Annotated in this window: 11 protein-coding genes; 8 read left to right on the top strand and 3 right to left on the bottom strand. The window is 74.2% G+C overall.

Annotated elements, in window-relative coordinates:
* The first annotated feature begins 50 nt into the window (after positions 1 to 50).
* Positions 51 to 1,004: a class A beta-lactamase gene (gene bla, locus BJ999_RS07740; RefSeq protein WP_179832645.1), complete on the top strand. Its 954-nt coding sequence runs from the start codon at positions 51 to 53 to the stop codon at positions 1,002 to 1,004.
* Positions 1,005 to 1,083: 79 nt separating this feature from the next.
* Here bla and BJ999_RS07735 read toward each other — a convergent pair whose 3' ends face one another.
* Positions 1,084 to 2,733 carry a penicillin-binding transpeptidase domain-containing protein gene (locus BJ999_RS07735; protein ID WP_179832644.1) on the bottom strand — a complete coding sequence of 550 codons (1,650 nt, stop codon included), beginning with the start codon at positions 2,731 to 2,733 and terminating at the stop codon, positions 1,084 to 1,086.
* A 154-nt stretch (positions 2,734 to 2,887) separates the two neighbouring features.
* Between BJ999_RS07735 and BJ999_RS07730 the strand changes: the two genes are divergently transcribed.
* The 3 genes from BJ999_RS07730 (at position 2,888) to BJ999_RS07720 (ending at position 7,595) form a co-directional block, all read left to right on the top strand.
* Positions 2,888 to 3,862, top strand: a complete 975-nt coding sequence (locus tag BJ999_RS07730) for a LysR family transcriptional regulator (protein WP_179832643.1) — start codon at positions 2,888 to 2,890, stop codon at positions 3,860 to 3,862.
* Complete coding sequence (locus BJ999_RS07725) at positions 3,859 to 4,764, top strand: serine hydrolase (protein ID WP_179832642.1); 906 nt, start codon at positions 3,859 to 3,861, stop codon at positions 4,762 to 4,764. The genes BJ999_RS07730 and BJ999_RS07725 overlap by 4 nt, the downstream gene beginning before the upstream one ends.
* A 98-nt stretch (positions 4,765 to 4,862) precedes the next feature.
* Complete coding sequence (locus tag BJ999_RS07720; protein ID WP_179832641.1) at positions 4,863 to 7,595, top strand: AAA family ATPase; 2,733 nt, start codon at positions 4,863 to 4,865, stop codon at positions 7,593 to 7,595.
* Between the two features lie 15 nt (positions 7,596 to 7,610).
* Here the strand turns inward: BJ999_RS07720 and BJ999_RS07715 are convergent, their stop codons facing one another.
* Entirely contained in the window at positions 7,611 to 8,942 is a 1,332-nt protein-coding gene (locus BJ999_RS07715) for an amidase (RefSeq protein ID WP_179832640.1), read from the bottom strand.
* A 494-nt stretch (positions 8,943 to 9,436) separates the two neighbouring features.
* Here BJ999_RS07715 and BJ999_RS07710 point away from each other — a divergent pair, with 494 nt between their 5' ends.
* From BJ999_RS07710 to BJ999_RS07700, 3 genes are read left to right on the top strand one after another with little or no spacing between them, the layout of a single operon-like run.
* Positions 9,437 to 11,797: a phosphoketolase family protein gene (locus BJ999_RS07710; RefSeq protein WP_179832639.1), complete on the top strand. Its 2,361-nt coding sequence runs from the start codon at positions 9,437 to 9,439 to the stop codon at positions 11,795 to 11,797.
* Complete coding sequence (locus tag BJ999_RS07705) at positions 11,797 to 12,891, top strand: acetate/propionate family kinase (RefSeq protein WP_179838396.1); 1,095 nt, start codon at positions 11,797 to 11,799, stop codon at positions 12,889 to 12,891. The genes BJ999_RS07710 and BJ999_RS07705 overlap by 1 nt, the downstream gene beginning before the upstream one ends.
* 16 nt (positions 12,892 to 12,907) lie before the next feature.
* Positions 12,908 to 14,140 carry a SpoIIE family protein phosphatase gene (locus BJ999_RS07700; RefSeq protein ID WP_218934985.1) on the top strand — a complete coding sequence of 411 codons (1,233 nt, stop codon included), beginning with the start codon at positions 12,908 to 12,910 and terminating at the stop codon, positions 14,138 to 14,140.
* A 144-nt stretch (positions 14,141 to 14,284) separates the two neighbouring features.
* Here the strand turns inward: BJ999_RS07700 and BJ999_RS07695 are convergent, their stop codons facing one another.
* Entirely contained in the window at positions 14,285 to 14,785 is a 501-nt protein-coding gene (locus BJ999_RS07695) for an Lrp/AsnC family transcriptional regulator (protein WP_179832638.1), read from the bottom strand.
* A 34-nt stretch (positions 14,786 to 14,819) separates the two neighbouring features.
* Between BJ999_RS07695 and BJ999_RS07690 the strand changes: the two genes are divergently transcribed.
* A complete protein-coding gene (locus tag BJ999_RS07690; RefSeq protein WP_338070766.1) occupies positions 14,820 to 18,392 on the top strand; it encodes an indolepyruvate ferredoxin oxidoreductase family protein in 3,573 nt (1,190 codons plus the stop codon).

The following is an 18,392-nucleotide window of genomic DNA, read 5'->3' as shown; positions in this document are numbered from 1 at the left end:
GTCATATCAATATTGGACATGACCTTCCCGGCTCTGGTCTGCTCTCCCGCATGACGACCCACAGCACACGCGACCGGCGGCTCGGCGCCGCCGCTCTCGCCCTGACGACGGTCGCCGGCCTGGCCGGCTGCGGTTCCGGCGCGGACCCGGACGTGCGGAGCGCGGCGCCGCGCGGAGCCACGTCCGCGATCGCCGTCGATCCCGCGCAGGCGAAGGTCACCAAGCAGATCGGCCGCCTCGAAGCGACCCACCACGCGCGCATCGGCGCCTTCGCGATCGACACCGGAACCGGGCGCACTGTCTCCCACAGGCCGGACGAGCGCTTCGCGTTCGCCTCCACGTTCAAGGCGATGGCGTGCGGTGCCGTGCTGCGCAAGGCCCGGCGCTCCGACCCCGGCCTGCTCGACAGGGTGATCCACTACACGAAGGACGACCTGGTCGACTTCTCCCCCGTCACCGAGAAGCACGTGGACACCGGCATGACCGTCGCCGCCCTGTGCCACGCCGCCATCACCCGGAGCGACAACACCGCCGGGAACCTGGTGCTGAAGCAGATCGGCGGGCCCGCCGGCCTCACCGCCTTCTTCCGCTCGCTCGGCGACGGGGTGAGCCGCAGCGACCGCTGGGAGACCGCCCTCAACGACTGGAAGCCGGGCGAGCTGCGCGACACCACCGCGCCGCGCCCGTGGGCGGGCGACCTGCGGGCCCTCACCGCGGGCGGCGCGCTCGTCCCGGCCGACCGCAGGCAGCTCGTCGACTGGATGAAGGCGACCATCACCGGGGACAAGCGCATCCGCGCCGGGCTCCCCGGGAACTGGACGGTCGGCGACAAGACCGGCACCGGCGGCGTCTACGGCACCGCCAACGACATCGCGATCGCCTGGCCGCCGTCCGGCGCCCCGCTGGTCATCGTGATCACCACGAACCGGTTCGGCGCCGACGACGAGGCCGACGACAAGGCCGTCGCCCAGACCGCCCGCGTCCTCGCCGGTGCGCTCCGCTGAGCGACCGCGGCGTGACGACCGCCCCTGGTACCGGACGTCCGGTACCAGGGGCGACGCGCGTCAGGGCGGGCGCCGGGGCTCAGAGCGCCCTGAGGAACTTCGCGGCGATGGGGGCGGCGGCCTCGGCGCCGGTGCCGCCGCCCTCGACGATCACGGCGAAGGCGACGTCCTTGCGGTAGCCGATGAACCAGGCGTGGGTCGGCGGGTCGTCGCCCTCGCCGAACTCGGCGGTGCCGGTCTTGCCCGCCGTGCCGGACGGGAAGTCGACGCCGGACGCGGTGCCCTCGCTGACGACGGCCGGCATGAGGGCGTGCAGGGCGTTCTCGACGGCGGACTCCAGCCGCTTCGGCGGCTCGGGCTTGCGGCCTCCGGCGTCGGCGGCCTGCCCGGCGAGGGACGCCTCGACCAGGCGGGGCGAGCGCCAGGTGCCGTCGGCCGCGGCGGCGGCGACGCTCGCCATGTTAAGCGGGCTGGTCAGCACCTGGCCCTGCCCGAAGGACGCGGCGGCGAAGGCGGTGTCGTCCTTGTTGGCGGGGAACGCGGCGCGGACGGCGGGCAGCCCCGCGATGATCGGGGCGTTGAACCCGAACTGGGAGGCGACCTGGGCGAGCCGCTTCTCGCCGAGCTTGTCCACGGCGAGGCGCGCGAACGTGGTGTTGCAGGAGTGCGCGAACGCCTCGCGGAGCGGGACCGTCCCGAAGTCCTCGTGCTGGTAGTTGTGGAACGACCGGCCGTCGACCGCGGTGGTCGCCGGGCAGGCGACCTTCGTCGCCGGGGACATCCCGCCCGCGACGAGCGCTGCGGCCGTGACGACCTTGAACGTCGAGCCGGGCGGGTACCGGCCCATCAGCGCGCGGTTGTAACCGCCGGGCTGGTTCGCCACGGCGAGGATCTCGCCGGTGGAAGGACGCAGCGCCACCATGGACGCCGGCTTGCTCGCCCCGGCGACCGCCTGCCCGGCGGCGGCCTGCGTCTTCGGGTCGATGGTCGTCTTCACCGGCTTGCCCTCGGCGCCGCCGAACCGCTGGAGCGTCTTCACCGGGACGCCCTCGGCGTCCACGATCTGCACGGCGAGCGCGGGCTTGCCGGAGAGACGGCGCTCGTACTGCTGCTGGAGGCCGTCCGCGCCGGCCGGATCGCCCTTGCGGTACGGGGCGCCGAGCTTGCCCGCCGCCTCGGCGGACACCGGGCCGACCTGTCCGGCGAGCTGCCGGGCGGATCCGGACGGGGAGGACGCGAGGTCGCTGCCGTCCGCCGCGAGGACGGCGGCGCGGTCCGGCCAGGCGCGCGACGCGCGGAGCCGCTGCCCCTCCTTGAGCTCGGGGTACATGACCTGCGGCGACCAGCGGACGAGCCAGTCACCGTCCTTCCTGACCATCGGAAGCGACCCGTTGTACTTCCACATCCGGTCACCTGCCAGCGTCACCTCGGCGCTGTAGGCCCCACCGACCTCGTCGCCTTTGGGACGCCCCACGGAGGCCACCGTGTAGCGCTGCCCGACGACGCCGAGGTCGTCCCGCATCTGCTTGAACCGCGTCTCGAAGTCGGCGGGCGGAGCGTCGGTCAGCGTCTTCATCGCGGCGAGGTCGCCGCCGCTCCAGGCCGCGAGGTAGCGCTTCGCGGCGTCCCCGGGATCGTCACCGTCGCGCAGGAACCACACCGCCCCCGCCCCCACGATCACGACCGCCACCACGACCGCGGCGACGGCGAGCACACGGGATCGGTGCATCGTCGAACTCCTTCTCCCCCTGTCGGCCCACCGGCCGGGCGATCCGCCGAAAGCGCGGATGACCGATGGGGGCACAAGGACACCAGGCACCGCCCGAAAAGTCCAAGATTGATATCGGTCCAGATGAATATCCGTTTTGGTATCATCGCTGGTCGTGGACCTCGTCGGGCATCTGCGGTGCTTCGTCGTCGTCGCCGAAGAACTCCACTTCGGCCACGCGGCCGAGCGTCTCGGCATGGCGCAGCCGCCGCTGAGCCAGCGTATCCAGCGGCTGGAGAAGGAGCTCGGCGTGCGGTTGTTCGACCGGAGCAGCCGGCGGGTGCGGCTCACCGCCCCGGGCGGCCTGCTGCTGGAGGAGGCGCGTGACATCCTCACCCGCGTGGACCGCATCTACTCCGTCGCCGAGCGGGCCCGGCTGGGCGAGGTCGGGACGGTGCGCGCCGGCCTGCCGAGCGACCTCGGCGGCCGGGTCGTCGCCGCGCTGATCGCCGCGTTCCGGGAGCGCCGCCCGGACCTGCGGCTCGACCTGCGCGAGACGGGCACCGACCAGCAGATCCGCGCGCTCGCCGAGGGCGCGCTGGACGCCGGGGTGGTGCGGCACCCGTGTGACGCCCGCGGGCTGGAACTCGGCCCGATGCTGGCGCAGCCGCTCGGCGTGCTGCTGCCGGGCGGCGACCGCGCCGCGCAGCCGGGCGCCGGGTCCCCGGAGGTGCATCTGGCCGACCTCGGCACCCGCGACGTCGTCGTCCCGCCTCGCGCGGAGGCGCCCGGCGCCCACGACGAGGTGCTCGCGGCCTGCCGCCGGCACGGGTACGCGCCCGCGGCCGTCCACGAGGCGCGGCATCCGGGGTTCGCGCTGGGGCTCGTCCTCGCGGGGACGGCCGTGGCGCTCGTCCCGCGCACCGACGACACCGCCGGGGCGGTGTGGCGGCCGCTGGCGGGCGAGCCGCTCGCCTGGCGGACGTCGTGCGCCTGGCGGCGGGCCCGCGACCCCGAGCACGCCCGCGCCATCGCCGACTTCACCGCCGTCGCGACCGCGGTGCTGCGCGGCGAGGCCGGCATGACCCCGCTCGACCGGGCCCCCGCCCGCCGGGTCGTCCCGCGCCCGTCCTCCGGGTTCCTGGCATGAGCGAGGTGCCCGTCAGGAGGGCGGGTGCGGCGGAGCGGATCGAGGCGGCGTTCCGGTCCGCGGGCGTGACCGGGTTCCTGCACGTCGTGGACATCGACACCGGCCGGGACGTCGCGGTCGGCGCCGACGAGCCGGTGGTGCTCGCGTCGGTGTTCAAGGTGCCGCTGCTCGTCGCGTTCCACCGGCAGGCCGCCGCGGGCGTGCTGGACCCGGCCGAGCAGGTCACGCTGCGCCCGGACGACCGCACCGCCGGGCCGACCGGGGTGTCGGCGCTGCTGGACGAGGTCCGCATGTCGCTGCGCGACCTCACCTGCCTGATGATCACCGTCAGCGACAACGCCGCGGCCGACGTCGTCATGGACCGGGTCGGCCTGGACGCGGTCAACGCGACGGCCGCCGACCTCGGGCTCCGCCACACCGTCATCGAGGGCAACGGCCGCGACCTGCACGAGTCCCTGCTCGCCGACGCCGGGGCGGACAGCGTCGCCGAGGTCTGGGCGCGGCTGGACGAGCCGGGCCTCCAGGGCCGGCTGCGCGCCCTCGACCCGCTCCGCACGAGCCGCAGCACGCCGCGCGACATGACCCGGCTGCTGTCGATGATCTGGCGGGACGAGGCCGCCCCGCCCGCCGGGTCGGCGGCGATGCGCCGCCTGTTCGGCCTCCAGGTCTGGCCGCACCGCCTGTCGTCCGGGTTCCCCTACGACGACGTCGTCGTCAGCGGCAAGACCGGCACCCTGCCGACCCTGCGGAACGAGGTGGGCGCGGTCGAGTACCCCGACGGCGCCCGCTACGCGGTGGCGGTCTTCACCAGGTCGATGCTGCCCGTGGCCGTCCTCCCCGAGGCCGACGCGGTCATCGGCTCCGCCGCCCGGATCGCCGTGGAGTCCCTCCGCCGCCCCTGAGTGTGCGGCGCGGCCGTCGAGGGGGACTCGGGCGCCCCAGCACTCGCTCGGAAAACATAAGCTGTACCCCTGTTTTGGACGTTCTTGGGGAGTGTTCGTTGCGGCTGCCGGAGCATCTTGAGCTACTGCTCACCGACGAGCCGGTGCTCGACGTCTACTCGCACGGCCCGTGGCGCGTCCCGGACGGGCTGTTCGAGGAGATCTCGGCGCGGATCGACGGGCTCGCGGCCGACCCGCGGGCCGTGGAGCTGACCACCGACGAGCACAAGCTGCTGACGCTGCCCGCGTCGCTCGTCACCGCGGAGATCTTCGGCATGCTGGCGTTCCTGCCGGGCGGCGGCGCGATCAAGGCGGGCTCGTGGTCGCAGCTCCCCGAGCGGCTGCTGCACCGGCACCTGGTCAACCCCGGGCCGCTCAGCACCCGGATGACCCGCTGGGACGCGCCGGGCGGGCGGTGGCGGCCCCCGGTGGACTGGCTCATCGAGGCGCCCGACCGGGCGCTGGCGATCGAGCTGGCCCGCGACTGCCTGTCCGTGCTGGAGGGCATCGAGCCGATGGAGGAGCGCCGCAAGGCGCTGCTGCGCCTCTACGACGACCCGCCGGTCTGCGACGTGAACCTGCCCAAGACGGAACTGCGGGAGCACTGGCACGCGCACGCCGGAGACGACATCGTCGCGGCGGTCCCCGAGCTGCTCGGCCCGGTCGGCTACCTGGAGTGGGTCTGCGCGGGCCTGCTCGCGTCCTACGAGCACCTGATGGAGGCGGCGCCGCGCGAGGAGACGGTCGAGGTCCACCTGGTCCAGCTGCTGCTCCAGGGCAGCATGGAGCAGGTCCCGGCCGAACTCGCGGTCGCGCTCGGCGAGGACCGGTACGGCGAGCTGCTCCAGCGGTTCACCGCGGAGCGCCGCGGGTTCAAGGCGGGCGCCTGGCAGGAGCGGACGCGGGCCTGGCTCGTCCGGGCACTCGTCGCGGGCGCCGCCGACGCGTGCCGCGGCTGGCTCGACATGGCGATGCGGTTCATCGCGATCGTGCAGGGACTGCCGGGCGACCCGTGGTTCCCGAAGGCGGAGTGGATCCCGGTCGGCCAGTTCCAGACCGACCTGCGCCGCCTCTACGCACCGCGCCGCCGCGTCGTGAACCCGCTCACCGAGACGTTGAAGAGCGTGCCCGCCGCCGCCGGGTCCGCGACGACCGCGGCCGGCCGGCCGGAGATCGCCACCTCGCTGGTCGAGCAGCCGGAGGTGACCGCGGCGCTGGCCGAGCTGACCCGCGGCAGCGCGTCCGTCCGGCTGCTGATCAGCGGGCCGGACGGCACCGGCAAGCGCGACGCGGCGCAGGAGCTCGGCAAGGCACTGGCGCTCGGCCGCGATCCGCACTGGGTCACCGACAACCTGTACGCCGGGCAGCGCCTGTCGGACGCCGTCGCCAAGCTGCACGCCGACGCCCGCGACTGCGCCGGCGACCGGCTGCTGATCATCGAGGGCCTGGACGGGATCGTCGCCGACCCCGGCAACGGCGAGGCCCTGGCCGCCGAGCTGCACCGGCTCCTCGCCGTCCACCCCGACCTGAACCTGGTGGCGCTGTGCGACGCCGGCGGCGAGGAGCGGATCCGCGAGATCAACCCCGTCCTGCCGCAGCGGTTCCGGATCGCCCGCACCCGGCCGTTCACGGCGGCGGGCCACGCCGAGCTGTTCCGCCGCGCGCTGGACGCCCGCGGCGCCCGCGGCACCCGCCCGGCGATCGAGGCGGCGGGCGCGCTGCTGGCCGCGACCCCGCCGACGCAGACGCTCCGCAACGCGCGCCTCGCGCCGCATCTCGCCGACCAGGTCGTCGCCGCCGCGCGGGCCCGGCTCGACGCCGACGCGGAGGGCGGCGGGCTGGTCGTCCGCAAGCAGGACGTCCCGGCCGCGCTCGACACCGCGCAGGCCGCCGGGAACCCGCTGGCCGAGCTGCGCGAGCTCACCGGCCTGGAGACCGTCAAGCACGAGATCGCGCTGCTCGTCGCGGGCACGCACGCGGCGCGGCTGCGCAGCGAGTCGGGCCTGCGGATCACCCCGCCGACCCGGCACATGGTGTTCACCGGCAACCCGGGCACCGGCAAGACGATGGTGGCCCGGCTGCTCGGCCGCATCTACAAGCGGCTCGGCGTCCTGTCGTCCGGGCACCTGGTGGAGGCGTCCCGCGCCCACCTCGTCGGCGAGTACATCGGGCAGACCGCGCCCCGCACCCGCCGCCTGGTGGAGCGCGCGGTCGGCGGCGTCCTGTTCATCGACGAGGCGTACACGCTGACGCAGTCGCCGCTGAAGGGCGACTACGGGCACGAGGCGATCGCCGAGCTGGTCAAGCTGATGGAGGACCACCGCGACGACCTCGTCGTGGTCGTCGCCGGCTATCAGCAGGAGATGGCCGAGTTCCTCGCCGCCAACCCCGGCCTGGACTCCCGGTTCCCCAAGCAGATCCACTTCCCCGACTACGCCGACGACGAGCTGATCACAGTGTTCGGCCAGCTCGCCGCCGCCGACGGCTTCGAGCTGGCCCCCGGCACCGAGGACGTCCTGCGCTCGATGCTGCGCCGCGCGCCCCGCGGCCCGTCCTTCGGCAACGGCCGCCTGATGCGCAACATGCTGGACGTGGCCGTCGCGAACCAGGCCGACCGCGTCGCCTCCGCCGCCGTCGCCCTCACGAGCGACCCGGCGGTCAGGAAGGGCGCGGGCAAGGACAAGCGCGGCGACCAGGCGCCCCCCACCAGGGAGGAACTGGTCACGCTGACCGCCGACGACCTTCCCCCGCTCCTGGACCACCCCGAGGAGTTCTTCGGCCTCTACCTCTAGCCGGGCGGAGACCGGTCAGCGGGCGAGATGCTCGGCGGCGGTGAACAGGAGGCTCTCCGCGCCGCGGCGGGTGACGAGTTGCGCCCCGACCGGCAGCTCGCCGCCGCCGCCGTCCGCCGGGACGGTTCCGGCGGGAACGGACAGGGCGGGCAGTCCCAGCACGTTCCACGGCGAGGTGAGGCTGACCAGGAGCGCGGTGAGCGGGCCGAGCCCGACCTCGGTCGCGCCGATCCGCGGCGCGGGGATCGGCATGGTGGGCATGGCCAGCAGGTCGTAGCGGTCCAGCAGCACGGCGATCTCCTCGGCGTACCGGTCCCGCTCGCGCAGCGCCCGGACGAGCCGCCAGCCCGGCATCCGGCCCGCGCCCTCCAGGCGGGCGAGGGTCGCCGGCTGGTACCGGCCGGGCGCCTCGGCGACCCGCTCGGCGTGCACGTCGTACGCCTCGCTGTACTCGATCGCCAGGAACACCTGCCGGAGCCCGGCGAAGTCGATCCGCTCGGACGGCGCGTCCGGGAACAGGGCGCGGACGCGCCGCTCCACCTCGGGGTCGCACGCCGGCGGCTCGATCCAGGCGACGCGCCCGTACGGCGTGGCCCCGGCCCGGTCGCCGCCGCCGGACGAGCCGTCCAGGAGGGAGGGGACGGCCTCCGCCGGCCCGGTCAGCGCGTCATAGGCGAGGCGGCAGTCCTCCGCGGTGGCGGCGAGGACGCCCACGTGGTCGAGCGAACGCGACAGGGGGAACACTCCGTCGGTCGGGATGACGCCGTGCGGCGGCTTGAACCCGGCGATCCCGCAGAACGCGGACGGGATGCGCACCGATCCGCCCGTGTCGGTGCCGATGGCGAGCGGGACCATGCCCGCGGCGACCGCGACGGCGCTGCCGCTGCTGGACCCGCCGGACATCCGCTCCCGGTCGCGGGGGTTGCGGACCGCCCCGTTCACCGACACGTCGCCGCTGCCGCCGAACGCGAACTCCTGCGTCCCGGTCTTGCCGACGATCACGGCGCCCGCGTCCCTCAGCATCGTCACGCAGGCCGCGTCGGCCTCGGCGACGTACCCGGCGAAGTGGCCGGACCCCATGCCGGTGGGCAGCCCGGCGACGTCGACGATGTCCTTCACCGCGACCGGGACGCCGTGCAGCGGGCCACGGTCGACACCGGACGCCAGCTCCTCGTCGGCCCACCGGGCGGCGGTCTCGGCGCCCTCGGCGTCCAGGGTCACGAAGGCGTTCAGGTCCTTGTCGACCGACTCCAGGACCCGCGCGACCAGGCCCCGCGCCGACTCCCGGCCCGCGCGCAGGTCGCGCCCGATGCCGGTCAGCGTCCGTCCGGTGAAGAACCCGCCCATTCCGCCTCCTTGCCTCTTACCTGTGCAGATCTGCGTAGCATCTCAGACCTCCGCGGCCCCTTCCGCCCGCCCGCCGTCCCGGTCGTCGTGCCTAATGTCGCGCTTTGTCATCCAACCGTCGCTCATGGTCGACCACTGGCCGCAGATTGCCCGCCGCTCGTCGACCGCGCTCCCGGAACCGCGAACCTACGCCCGGGTAGGCGGCAGGCTTCCAGCACCCGGAGGTGACGCCCCCGCCGGTTCGCTGGGGGGCGGGGCGGAGGCCGCGCGCCGTCGCGCCCGGCATACCGCCCCTGTAACCGGCGACGGTCACACCGAGGTGGGGGACGAGGTCACGGCCGAGCGCCGTGGCCTCGTTGTCGCCGCGGCCTTCCCGGGACGTTCGCCCCTAGGCCCGCGGGCCCAGGGCTGATGGGCTCTCGGTGACGGTTGAGAACCCCGTCCGTGGGGACGGGATGTCCTCAGGGCGGTCGAGAACACCCGGGAGGACGCGCATGACCCAGTCGGGCACCCTGAGCGATGACGAAGTACAGCAGATCAACGCGTACTGGAGAGCCGCCAACTACCTGTCCGTGGGGCAGATCTACCTCCTGGACAACCCGCTGCTCCGCGAGCCGCTCGAACGGCGGGACCTCAAGCCGCGGCTGCTCGGGCACTGGGGCACCACACCGGGCCTGAACTTCTGCTATGCCCACCTCAACCGCGTGATCAGGGCGCGCGACCTCGACATGATCTACGTCATGGGCCCGGGGCACGGCGGTCCCGCGGCGGTCGCGAACGCCTGGCTCGAAGGCACCTACAGCGAGGTGTATCCGGAGGTGTCGCAGGACGAGGCGGGCATGCGGCGGCTGTTCCGGCAGTTCTCCTTCCCCGGCGGCATCCCGAGCCACGTCGCGCCGGAGACGCCCGGCTCCATCCACGAGGGCGGCGAGCTGGGCTACTCCCTCGCCCACGCGTTCGGGGCGGCCTTCGACAACCCCGGCCTCGTGGTCGCGTGCATCGTCGGGGACGGCGAGGCCGAGACGGGCCCCCTCGCGGCGAGCTGGCATTCCACCAAGTTCCTCGACCCGGTGCGGGACGGCGCCGTCCTGCCCGTCCTGCACCTCAACGGCTACAAGATCGCGAACCCGACGGTGCTGGCCCGCATCCCCGAGGAGGAGCTGGTCCAGCTCCTGGACGGGTACGGCTACCGGCCGTTCCTGGTGAGCGGGGACGAGCCCGCCTCCATGCACCGCAAGATGGCCGCCGCCCTCGACCAGGCCCTCGACGAGATCGCCGACATCCAGCGCGGCGCACGCGAGGGGCAGGCGTCGCAGCGGCGCCGCTGGCCCATGATCGTCCTGCGGTCCCCCAAGGGCTGGACGGGCCCGAAGGAGGTGGACGGGCTGCCGGTCGAGAACACCTGGCGGTCCCACCAGGTGCCGCTCGCCGGAGTGCGCGAGGACGCCGGGCACCGCGCGCAACTGCAGGAGTGGCTGCGCTCCTACCGCCCGGAGGAGCTGTTCGACGAGGCGGGCCGGCCGGTGGCCGGGCTCCGGGCGCTCGCGCCGGCGGGCGACCGGCGGATGAGCGCGAACCCGCACGCCAACGGCGGGCTGCTGCTGAAGCCGCTGGCGCTGCCCGACTTCCGGGACTACGCCGTGGAGGTCGACAAGCCCGGCACCACCACGACCGAGCCCACCCGGAGGCTCGGGACGTTCCTGCGCGACGTCGTGCGCGCCAACCCGTCCAACTTCCGGATCATGGGCGCGGACGAGACGGCGTCCAACCGGCTCGGGGACGTCTTCCAGGTCACCGACCGCGTCTTCCAGGGCGAGCTGCTGCCGACCGACGAGCACCAGGCCCGGTCCGGCCAGGTGATGGAGGTGCTGAGCGAGCACCTGTGCCAGGGCTGGCTGGAGGGCTACCTGCTCACCGGGCGGCACGGGCTGTTCAACAGCTACGAGGCGTTCGTGCACATCGTCGACGCCATGTTCAACCAGCACGCGAAGTGGCTGAAGGTCACCCGCGGCCTGCCGTGGCGGCGGGCGATCGCGTCGCTGAACTACCTGCTGTCGTCGCACGTGTGGCGGCAGGACCACAACGGCTTCACCCACCAGGACCCCGGCTTCCTCGACGTCGTGCTGAACAAGAAGCCGGAGATCGTCCGCGTGTACCTGCCGCCGGACGCGAACACGCTGCTGTCGGTCGGCGACCACTGCCTGCGCTCCCGCGACTACGTCAACGTGATCGTGGCCGGGAAGCAGCCCGCGCTGAACTGGCTGCCGATGGACGCCGCGATCGCGCACTGCACCCGCGGCATCGGCGTCTGGGAGTGGGCCTCCACCGACGGCGGCGCCGACCCCGACGTGGTGCTCGCCTGCGCGGGCGACATCCCGACGCTGGAGACGCTCGCGGCCGTCGACCTGCTCCGGCAACTGTTCCCCGAACTGCGCGTCCGCGTCGTCAACGTCGTCGACCTGATGCGGCTCCAGCCGTCCGGCGAGCACCCCCACGGCCTGTCGGACCGCGAGTACGACACCCTGTTCACCACCGACAAGCCCGTCATCTTCGCCTTCCACGGCTACCCGTACCTCATCCACCGCCTCACCTACCGGCGCGCGGGACACGGCAACCTGCACGTCCGCGGCTACAAGGAGGAGGGGACGACGACCACGCCGTTCGACATGGTCATGCTGAACGACCTCGACCGGTTCCACCTCGTCATGGACGTCGTCGACCGCGTCCCCTCCCTCGGCGCCCGCGTCGCCCACCTCCGGCAGCGGATGGCCGACCAGCGCCTCTTCCTGCGCTCCTACACGCGCGAGCACGGCGAGGACGCCCCCGAGGTCCGCGACTGGACGTGGCCCTACTGATGCGGGTCCTGACGGTCAACCCCGGGTCGAGCAGCCTGAAGGTGAGCCTGCTCGACGCCGACGACACGGTCCTCGCCGAGGAGTCCGCCGGTGGCCACGAGATGGCCGGGCTGGTCGCGGACCTGCCCCGGCCGGACGCCGTCGGCGTCCGGTTCGTCCACGGCGGCACCGACTTCACCGCGCCGGTGCGCGTCGACGAGAAGGTCACCGCGCGGCTCCGCGCGCTCGCCGACCTCGCGCCGCTGCACCAGCCCGCCTCCCTGCACGCCCTGGCCGAGATCACCGGCGTCCTGCCGGACGTCCCGGCCGTGGCGTGCTTCGACACCGCCTTCCACGCCGCCCTCCCGGCCGCCGCCGCGACCTACGCGCTGCCCCGGGAGTGGTGCGAGCGGTTCGGCCTGCGCCGCTACGGCTTCCACGGCCTGTCGTTCTCCTACGCCGTGCGGCGCGCCAGCGAGATGATCGGCGCCGACCCGGCCGCGCTGCGGATGGTGGTGTGCCACCTCGGCGCCGGCGCGTCCCTGTGCGCCGTGGCCGAGGGCAGGTCGGTCGACACCACCATGGGGTTCACGCCCCTCGAAGGGCTGGTCATGGCGTCGCGGGCGGGCAGCGTCGACCCCGGCATCCCGCTCTGGCTGATCGAACACGGCCTCGCCCCCGCGGAGGTGGGCGACGCGCTCGAACGCGACTCCGGGCTGCGCGGCCTGACCGGCACCGGCGACATGCGCCGGGTCCGCGAGCGGGCGGCCCGGCACGACGCGACCGCCCTCGCCGCCCTGGACGTCTACCACCATCGCCTGCGCGCCTGCGCCGCCGCGATGACGGCCTCGCTCGGCGGGCTCGACGTCCTCGTCTTCACCGGCGGGATCGGCGAGCACGACGCGGCGGTCCGCCTGCGGCTGGCCGAGGACCTCGCCTACCTCGGGACCTCCGTCGACCCGGACCGCAACGCCGCCGCGGACGGCGACACCGACGTCACCGCCGCCGGCGCCGCCGTCCGTGCGCTCGTGGTGACGGCCCGCGAGGATCTGGAGATCGCCACCGGTGTCCGGAGGTGCCTGCGCGGAGATGGTCCACCCGGCGCGACCGGGTAGTACATAAGGTGTGAACGTGGAGAACACGGCGGGCGCTTCGGAGGGTGCGATCCGCAGGCTGGCGAACATCCAGGCGATCACCGACGAGGCGTTCGCCAACATGGACATGGACGAACTGCTCGACACCCTCCTCGACCGCGTCCGCGCCGTCCTGAGGGTCGACACCGCCGTGGTCCTGCTCCTGGACCGGGAGGAGCGGCTCCTCGTCGCGACGGCGGCGAAGGGCATCGAGGAGGAGGTCGCCCAGGCCGCCCACGTCCCCGTGGGCGAGGGGTTCGCCGGGCGGGTCGCCGCCGAGCGAAGGCCGGTCTACGTGCCGGACGTGCCCAGCGCCGGCGTGTTCAACCCGCTGCTCGTCGAGCGGGGCCTGCACTCGCTGCTCGGCGTCCCGCTCGTCGGCGGCGGGACGCTGGTCGGAGTCATGCACGTGGGGACGCTCGCCCACCGCCGGTTCACCCCCGAGGAGACCGGGTTCCTCCAGCTCGCGGCCTCCCGCGCAGCGCTGGCGGTGCAGTCCCTGCTCAGCCGCGCCGAACGCGCCGGCGCGCTCGAACTGCAGCGCAGCCTCATCCCGGCCGCGCCCCCGCAGGTCTCCGGGCTCGAACTGGCCGCCCGCTACAGCCCCGGCAAGGCGATCGTCGGCGGGGACTGGTACGACGTGTTCACGCTCCCCTCGGGCGAGGTCGGCATCGTCATCGGCGACGTGGCGGGCAACGGGCTCCCGGCGGCCGTCGTCATGGGCCGGATGCGCAGCGCGCTGCGCGCCTACGCGCTGGACAACGACGACCCGGCCGTGGTGCTGCGCAAGCTCAACCGGAAGATGCTGCACTTCGAACCCGAGGCGACGGCGACCGTCCTGTACGCGGTCGTCGACACCGCCACGGGCCGGGTCCGGCTGTCGTCGGCCGGGCACCCTCCCCCGGTCCTCGCGCTGCCGGAAGGCCCGGCCGAGTCCGTGGACATGAAGTTCGACGTCCTGATCGGCCTGGGCGAGGGGGTTCCCCGCCGGACCCTGACCCTCACCCTCCCGCCCGGCGCCCTGCTGTGCTTCTACACCGACGGGCTGATCGAGCGGCGGGACGAGTCGATCCTGGCCGGTGTCGCCCGGCTGTGCGAGGCGGCCTACGCCGGGCCTCCCGAGGCGGTCGGCGCGGCGGTGATGTCGGCGCTGATCGGCCGCCAGGCGGCCCCGGACGACGTCGCGCTCCTGATCGCCCGCCGCGTCCCCCCGGAACGCCGGGACGGCTGACAAGGCATCGGCCCGCGCCTGCCGAACCTACGGCATGTCCTCTGCCGCCCCCGTCCGGGAGGCCGGGACGCATCGTCTACGCGACCGCGGGGATCTTCTCGGACTGATCCGGGGGGCACCGAGCGGAGGACCGTGGAGCGGGCGTCAGTCGGCCGGTTTGCGGGACGCAGCGCGGGCGCGCTTCTCCTCGTCCTCCAAGAGGGGACCCACGCGGAACGGGACCTGGTGGGTCAGGACGATCGAGGTGGTGCTGCGGCGGACGCCGGGGCAGGCCAGGATCGAGTCGATGACCTCGTGGAGCTGCTTGCCGTTGGGGGCGACGGCGCGGACGAGGAGGTCGCCCTGACCGGTGATCCCGAGCACCTCCAGGACGCGCGGGATCGCGGAGAGCGCGACGGCGGCCTCGCGCAGCCGGCCCTGGGCGACCTCCAGGGTGACGAAGGCCGTCAGCTCGAAGCCGATGGCGCCGAGGTCGACCTCGCGGCCGCGGTGGCCGATGACGCCCTCGCGTTCGAGGCGCTCCACCCGGGCGTGCGCGGTGTTGCGGGCGATGCCGAGCCTGGCGGCCAGTTCCGTGACGCCGATGCGGGGCTGCTCGACGAGGCGGCGCAGGATCTGCAGATCGAGGAGAGTGGTACGGGTCACAACGCTCAGCTCCGGCGGGTAACTCGGTTCTGACTTGAGCAATCCGCTCAATTATCGTCCAGCCATCTTGCACTCCGCTCAGCGTAGGCGGCTCAATGCAAGCATGAGCACCACCGTTTCCTCCTCCCCCCTTCGCGACCGGCTCGCACTGGAGCGCGGCCGGATCGCGATCGGCGGGGTGCACGCCCTCGTCCGGCTGCTGCTGGAGCAGCGGCGCGCGGACGCCCGGCGGGGATGGCGGACCGCCGGGTTCGTGTCCGGATACCGCGGGTCCCCGCTCGGCGGCCTCGACCAGCAGCTGGTGCGGGACGCGAAGCTGCTGGAGGGCCACGACATCCGGTTCGTGCCGGGCGTGAACGAGGAGCTGGCGGCGACGGCCGTGTACGGGTCGCAGCTCGTCGAGCACCTGCCGGGTCCCCGGTTCGAGGGCGTGTTCGGGCTCTGGTACGGCAAGGCGCCCGGGGTGGACCGGTCGCTGGACGCGTTCAAGCACGCGAACTGGCTCGGCACGTCGGAGCGCGGCGGGGTGCTCGCCGTGGTGGGCGACGACCCGGCCGCGAAGTCCTCCACGCTGCCGTCGGCGACGGAGGGCGCGCTCGCGGAGGCGTTCATGCCGGTGCTGGTCCCCGGGTCGGTGGGCGACCTGCTGCGCCTCGGGCGGCACGGCTTCGAGATGTCCCGGTTCAGCGGGGCGTGGACCGGGTTCAAGCTCGTGACGGACGTCGCCGACTCCCACGAGATCGTGGACGTCGAGCCGGTGCCCGACCCGGTGTACCCGGAGTTCGCGTGGCGGGGACGGCCGTGGAAGCCCACGCGCAGGCCGGGCGTCGACCTCAAGGGCACGACGGCCCTGGAGACCGAGGTCCTCCAGGGCCGCCTGCAGGCCGCGACGGCCTACGCCGCCGCCAACGGCCTCGACCGGATCGAGGGCGCCGCCGGCGACGCGGTCGTCGGGCTGGTCGCCGCGGGCCGCACCTACGTGGAGCTGCGCGAGGCCCTCGACCGCTTGGGGCTGGACGACGAGGCCCTGGCCCGCCGGGGCGTCCGGCTGCTGCGCCTCGCCATGATCTACCCGCTGGACGCGGACCGGCTCCGGGAGTTCGCGCGGGGACTGCGCGAGATCGTCGTCGTGGAGGAGAAGCGGGCGTTCGTCGAGACGCAGATCCGCGACGTCCTGTACGACCTGGCGGAGCGTCCCGCCGTGTACGGCAAGAACGGCCCGGACGGCGCCGGTCTCGTCCCGCCCGACGGGGGCCTGGACGCCGACCGGCTCGTGAAGGCCCTCGCCGGGCTCCTCGCCGACCGCGTCGGAGAGGAGCACGTGGACCTGCGCGACGCGGTGCTGAAGCCCCGCACGCCGCAGATCAACCTGCTCGCCCCGGCGCGCACCCCGTACTTCTGCTCGGGCTGCCCCCACAACCGGTCGACGGTCGTCCCGGACGGGTCGGTCGCGGCGAGCGGCATCGGCTGCCACGTGATGACCGTGTTCACCGACCGCGGCATCGGCACCACGCAGATGGGCGGCGAGGGCGCGATGTGGGTGGGCGCGGAGCCGTTCTCGGACACCGGGCACATGTTCCAGAACCTCGGCGACGGGACGTTCTTCCACTCCGGCAGCCTCGCGGTCCGGCAGGCCGTCGCCGCCGGCACCAGCATCACCTTCAAGATCCTCTACAACGCGGCCGTGGCGATGACCGGCGGGCAGGACGCCGACGGCGGCTCCGACCCGGCGGCGATCACCCGGATGCTGCACGCCGAGGGCGTCGCGAAGATCGTGGTGGTGGCGGACGACCCGTCCCGCTACCCGCGCGGGACGGACTGGGCGCCCGGCGTCCGGGTCCGGCACCGCGACGACCTCGACGCCGTCCAGCGGGAGCTGCGCGCCGTCCCGGGCGTGACCGTGCTGCTGTACGACCAGGCGTGCGCGGCCGAGACGCGGCGCAAGCGCAAGCGCGGCCTCGTCCCCGACCCGCAGACCCGCGTCCTGATCAACGAGGCCGTCTGCGAGGGGTGCGGCGACTGCGGCACCAAGTCGAACTGCCTCAGCGTGGAGCCGGTCGAGACCGAGTTCGGCCGCAAGACGCAGATCAACCAGACGTCCTGCAACAAGGACTACTCGTGCGTGGACGGCGACTGCCCCTCGTTCGTCACCGTCCTGCCCGGGAAGAAGCCCAAGGCGGCGCGGACCCTGCCGCCGATCGGCGAGCTGGAGGAGCCCGGGGCGCGGCCCGAGTCGGCGGACGTGCTGCTCGTCGGCATCGGCGGCACCGGCGTCGTCACGGTCAACCAGGTGCTCGCCACGGCGGCCCTCATCGACGGCCGCCACGCCCGCGCGCTCGACCAGACCGGGCTGAGCCAGAAGGCCGGCGCGGTCGTGTCGCACCTGCGCATCGGGACCGCCGACCGGGACCGGCCGGGCATGGTCGGCGCGGGCGGCGCCGACGCCTACCTCGTGTTCGACTCGCTGGCCGGGACGACGGAGGCCAACCTGCGCCGCTGCGCGCCCGACCGGACCGCCGCGGTCGTGTCGACCAGCGAGGTGCCGACGGGGCAGATGATCGTGGACACCTCGGTGTCGCTGCCGCCGAGCGCGTCGCTGGTCAAGCGGATCGCCGAGCGCACCCGGGCGGACCGGCTGGTCGCGCTCGACGCCCTCGCGCTCGCCGAGCGCTGGTTCGGCGCCACGACGACGGCCAACTTCGTGGTGGTCGGCGCCGCCTACCAGGCGGGGCTGCTGCCGCTGTCGGCGAAGGCGATCGAGGAGGCCCTCACGCTGAACGGCGTTCAGGTGGACGCCAACGTCCAGGCGTTCCGCGCCGGGCGCCGCCTCGTGCTCGACCCCGAAGGCCGGGGCGACGCCGCCGCGCCGCCGGCGCAGGTCGCGCCGCGCCCGCTGGACTCGACGGCGTCGGCCGCGATGGACCTCGTCGACGCGTCCGGCGTGGACGGCGAGCTGGCCCGCGTGCTGCGGATCCGCGTGCCCGACCTCGCCGCTTACCAGAACCTGGCGCTCGCCAAGCGGTACCTGGACGCGGTCCTGCGCGTCGCCGGGGCCGAGGACGCGGCGGGAGCGGGCGGGCGGCGCCTCGCGGTCGCCGTGGCGCGCAACCTGTACAAGCTGATGGCCTACAAGGACGAGTACGAGGTGGCCCGCCTGCACCTCGACCCGGAGCTCGCCCGGCGCGTCGAGGAGCAGTTCGGGCCCGGCTCCACGGTCGCGTACATGCTGCACCCACCCCTGCTGCGGGCGGTCGGGGTGGACCGGAAGATCGCCCTCGGCCGGACGGCCCGCCCGGCGTTCCGCGCGCTGCGCGCGATGCGGCGGCTGCGCGGCACCCCGCTCGACCCGTTCGGCGCCACCGCGCAGCGGCGCGCCGAACGGCGCCTCGTCACCGGGTACGTCGCGGTGGTGAACGAGCTGGTGGCCGGGCTGGACGCGGGCGCCGCCGGGGACGGCCGGCACGACGCCGCCGTGCGGATCGCCGAGCTGCCGGACATGATCCGCGGTTACGAGGACGTCAAGACCGCGAACGTCGCCCGGTACGAGGAGAGCCTGCGCGAGCTGCTCGCCGCGTGGCGGGCCGAGCGGTCGCCGAGCCGGGTGTGA

Origin of the sequence: Actinomadura citrea, from assembly GCF_013409045.1 — a bacterium.
Classification (GTDB): Bacteria; Actinomycetota; Actinomycetes; order Streptosporangiales; family Streptosporangiaceae; genus Spirillospora; species Spirillospora citrea.
Note: the sequence above shows the minus strand (reverse complement) of the source record. Positions and strands in the feature narration are given on the sequence as shown.

Coding starts and splice junctions, on each gene's coding strand:
- bla (WP_179832645.1), top strand. CDS start 51: ATGACGACCCACAGCACACGCGACCGGCGGCTCGGCGCCGCCGCTCTC.
- BJ999_RS07735 (WP_179832644.1), bottom strand. CDS start 2,733: ATGCACCGATCCCGTGTGCTCGCCGTCGCCGCGGTCGTGGTGGCGGTC.
- BJ999_RS07725 (WP_179832642.1), top strand. CDS start 3,859: ATGAGCGAGGTGCCCGTCAGGAGGGCGGGTGCGGCGGAGCGGATCGAG.
- BJ999_RS07715 (WP_179832640.1), bottom strand. CDS start 8,942: ATGGGCGGGTTCTTCACCGGACGGACGCTGACCGGCATCGGGCGCGAC.
- BJ999_RS07710 (WP_179832639.1), top strand. CDS start 9,437: ATGACCCAGTCGGGCACCCTGAGCGATGACGAAGTACAGCAGATCAAC.
- BJ999_RS07705 (WP_179838396.1), top strand. CDS start 11,797: ATGCGGGTCCTGACGGTCAACCCCGGGTCGAGCAGCCTGAAGGTGAGC.